Genomic DNA, 3,729 nt, shown 5'->3' on the forward strand with positions numbered 1-3,729 from the left:
CGCGGCCGGACGGGGGCGCGATCCCCGCGACCGGGCGGGGGCGCGATCACGGTGCCGGTTCACCCTGACGGGGTGAACCGGGATCACCCGCGCCGGTGCGAGCCTCGCAGGAGCGAGGGAGGCGATCGATGACCACGTCTGCGGCGGATTACCTGCGGCGGTTGGGCTCCGACCGTCGGCCCGACCTGCCCGACACCACCGCCGGCACCCTCCGGCTGGACGTCCGCGAGGACGGACACACCGAGCACTGGTACCTCACGATCGCCGACCAGCGCGTCCAGGTGACCCGCTCCGCCGACGAGGCCGACCTGGTCGTGCGGGCCGACCGCGCGGTGTTCGACCAGTTGGCGACCGGGCAGCTCCATCCCGCCGAGGCGATGGAGCGCAACGAGGCCACGGTGCAGGGCGACATCCGGCTCTTCATGCTGCTGCGGCGGATCTTCCCCGGGCCGGCCGGCGCGCGGCATCCGCGGAAGGCGGCGGGGAAGCGGAGCGGGCCCCGGTGAAGCAGGAACGCGTGTCCGTGATCGCGGGGAACGCCTTCGCCACCAGCGACGCCCAGGGCGACATGGAGGTCGACCCCCGGGCGCCCGTCGGGCTCTTCTCCTTCGACACGCGGTTCCTGTCCCACTGGGTGCTCAGGGTCGACGGCGAGCGGCTGAAGGCACTGTCCCGCGACGACATGACGTACTTCGAGACCCGCTTCTTCCTTGTCCCGGGCAAGGCCAGCCACTACGTCGACGCTGACGTCTCGGTCATCCGGCATCGCTCCCTCGACGACAGTTTCAACGAGCGCATCATCGTGCTCAACCACTCCCCGGAGCCGGCCGAACTGACGGTGCGGATGGAGATGGGCAGCGACTTCGCGGACCTCGCGGAGATCAGTCGGCCGCGGCACCGGGACATTACCGTCACCGCGGACATCGTCTCCGGTCAGCTGCGGCTCTGCTATGAGCGGGCACGGTTCTCCCGTGAGGCGATTGTCTCCAGCACCGCGCCGGTGGACGTGGACCGGCGCGGGATGACCTTCCGGATCCGGTTGGCACCGCAGGGGCAGTGGGAGACCGACCTGCACATCAGCATGACCGTCCGCGGCGAGGGCGGACGGGACATGCGCGCCGACCTGACGACCCACCGCCATCACGTCCGTCGGGAGATGCGTGAGGACCTGCGGGACTGGCTGGACCGGGCGCCGCAGCTGGTGGCCGAACGTGAGCCGCTGGCGCGGATGTACCGCGGCAGCCTCACCGACCTGGCGGCGCTGCGGTACCAGCCGCTGTCGTACCCGGACCGGATCCTGATCGGCGGCCTGCCGTGGGCGACGTCCCTGTACGGGCGGGACAGCATCGTCGCCTGCCTGCAGACCCTGCCGTTCACCCCGGAGCTGACCCCCGCGACGCTGCGCATGTTGGCCCTGCTGCAAGGCGGCCAGCTCGACGACGCGCACGACGAGGAGCCGGGCAAGATCGTCACCGAGCTGCGCTACGGCGAAGCCGCGGCCTTCGGCGACCAGCCCACCTCGCTCTACTACGGCGCGGCCGACACCACGCCGCTGTTCGTCGTCCTGCTCGACGAGTACGAACGCTGGTCGGGTGACGCCACGCTGGTGCGGCAGCTGCGCCACCCGGCGCGGATGGCGCTGGACTGGATCGACGAGTACGGCGACCTGACCGGCGACGGGTACCTGCGCTACCAGAGCCGCAACACCCGCGACGGCACGGTGAACCAGTCCTGGAAGGACTCCGACGGCGCGATCGTCGACCGGCACGGCCGGCAGCCCGACCTGCCCCGGGCCACCTGTGAGCTGCAGGGCTACGCGTACGACGCGAAGCGGCGCGGTGCGCGGCTGGCCCGGGAGTTCTGGGGCGATCCGGCGTACGCCGACCGGCTGGAGCGGGAGGCGGCGGAGCTGAAGCGTCGGTTCAACCGGGACTTCTGGCTGCCGCGCCGGGAGTGCTACGCGCTGGCGCTGGGGCCGGACGGCGAACCGGTCGACGCGCTGGCGTCCAACATGGGGCACCTGATGTGGAGCGGCATCGTCGAGGACGAGCGGGCCGCGGCGGTCGCCGACCAACTAGTCGGCCCGGATCTCTTCTCCGGCTGGGGGGTGCGGACGTTCGCCGCCGGCCAGCGTCCGTACAACCCGGTCGGCTCGCATCTCGGCGCGGTCTGGCCGTCCGACAACGCCCTGATCGCGGCCGGGCTGCGCCGGTACGGTCACGACGTGCAGGCCGGCCGGGTCATCGGCGGCATCTTCGACATGGCGCAGACGCTCGGCGGCCCGGTGCCCGAGGTGATCGCCGGCTACCCCCGCGACCTGACAAAGTACCCGGTCCAGCTGCCGGTGGCTGGTCGCCCACAGGCGTGGTCCTCCGGGGCGCTGCTGATGCTGCTGGCCACCGCGCTCGGGCTCACACCCTGCGGGGAGAACCTGCTGGTCGACCCGGCGCTGCCGGACGGGTTCGGGCGCATCGAGCTACTGGACGTCCCCGGGCGGTGGGGTCACGCCGACGCGTACGGGCGGGACCGGAGCGCGGGGGAGCCCGGCCGGCGCCGGCTGCACTGACGACTCCCGGGGGCGGGCCGTCGACCCGGCGGCCCGGGCCAGGACCCGGTCGACGCCGACGAAGAGGAGGCCCAGCAGCCAGAACGCGACGGCGAAGAAGACCGCGCTGACGCCCACCCCGTCGTAGCCCAGCTCGCCAGCGTCGATGAACGGGTACGGGTAGCGCTCGACCACCAGCCCACGGACCAGCGCGAAGCCGAGGTAGCCGAGCGGGAACGCCAGCCACCACGCCGCGTACCGCGGGCGGAGCCGACCCCGGCGGTCGAACAGCGCCCAGTCCGCCACGGCCAGCAGCGGCACCACGGTGTGCAGGAACTGGTTGCCCAGCGCGTCGGCGAGCGCGCGGTCCGGCTGCGGCATGGCGAAAGGGCTGGCCGGGTTGGCCAGCACCAGGTGGTAGACCACGCCGGTGATGGTGATGTAGAGGGTCGCCGCTCCCTTGAGGGCCGACGGCGGGTCGGGGCGGTCCTGCCCGGCGAGCCAGGCGGCGTACGCGGCGAAGAGCCCGACGAGGACGTTGCTCTGGATGGTGAAGTACGGCAGCAGGCCGGTGACCGTGGCCGGGCCCAGCGCGGTGAGCAGGATCCCGGCCAGCACGCTCATCACGATCGCCAGGCGGAAGAGCACCGCCACGCGTCGACGCCGCAGACTCATCGGGGCAAGCTACCAGCCGGTCACACCGGGGTCACCGGCCGAGCGGCAGCCCCGGCCTGGGGGCACCAGCCGACGGTGCCCGGGCCGCCCTCGACCGGACCGGTGACGTCGCCGGTGATCCAGCCGCCGTGGACGTCGCCCGGGCTGGACCGCCACCGGCTACTTTCGGCCGGGTGCGCCCACCGTCACTGCGACCCGCCGCCGTTCGGCGGCGTGGTCCGGTTCGCGCGGTCGGGGGTGGTCTGACCGGGGCCGGGTGCGGTGGGTGGTTCGGCCGGGATGGAGGGTGGGGCCGGTCGCCCGGACTGCCGGACGGTCGGTTCGACCCCGGGCCGTTGCGTGGGGGTGCCGGGTGACGTGGGCCGGCCCGGTTCCTCCGCCAGCACCCGGTCGCAGTAGCCGGCCACCTTGTCCCGGCCGCCGGCCGCGTCGACGAGGTCGCCGAAGACGGGATTGTCCAGGGTGCGCCCGGGGTTGTCGCCGGCGTCCGCCCGGTACGCCTGGCACAG

At 73.2% G+C, this 3,729-nt stretch carries 3 protein-coding genes and 1 pseudogene; 2 read left to right on the forward strand and 2 right to left on the reverse strand.

Annotation, left to right across the window (positions count from 1 at the left end):
* Positions 1 to 128: 128 nt before the first annotated feature.
* Together NCC78_RS29115 and NCC78_RS29120 are read left to right on the forward strand one after the other, a co-directional pair.
* Complete coding sequence (locus NCC78_RS29115; RefSeq protein ID WP_250798544.1) at positions 129 to 506, forward strand: SCP2 sterol-binding domain-containing protein; 378 nt, start codon at positions 129 to 131, stop codon at positions 504 to 506.
* Entirely contained in the window at positions 503 to 2,566 is a 2,064-nt protein-coding gene (locus tag NCC78_RS29120; protein ID WP_250798546.1) for an amylo-alpha-1,6-glucosidase, read from the forward strand. Before NCC78_RS29115 ends, NCC78_RS29120 begins: the two co-directional genes overlap by 4 nt.
* Here NCC78_RS29120 and NCC78_RS29125 read toward each other — a convergent pair.
* Both NCC78_RS29125 and NCC78_RS29130 read right to left on the reverse strand, forming a co-directional pair.
* Complete coding sequence (locus NCC78_RS29125) at positions 2,477 to 3,220, reverse strand: Pr6Pr family membrane protein (protein ID WP_250798547.1); 744 nt, start codon at positions 3,218 to 3,220, stop codon at positions 2,477 to 2,479. The genes NCC78_RS29120 and NCC78_RS29125 overlap by 90 nt on opposite strands.
* 185 nt (positions 3,221 to 3,405) lie before the next feature.
* Positions 3,406 to 3,729: pseudogene (locus NCC78_RS29130) on the reverse strand (hypothetical protein); the annotation flags it as partial.

Source organism: Micromonospora phytophila (genome assembly GCF_023656545.1).
GTDB classification, from domain to species: Bacteria; Actinomycetota; Actinomycetes; order Mycobacteriales; family Micromonosporaceae; genus Micromonospora; species Micromonospora phytophila.

What these genes read in the sequence shown, in the direction of transcription:
- NCC78_RS29115 (WP_250798544.1), top strand. Translation starts at nt 129, where the DNA reads ATGACCACGTCTGCGGCGGATTACCTGCGGCGGTTGGGCTCCGACCGT.
- NCC78_RS29125 (WP_250798547.1), bottom strand. Translation starts at nt 3,220, where the DNA reads ATGAGTCTGCGGCGTCGACGCGTGGCGGTGCTCTTCCGCCTGGCGATC.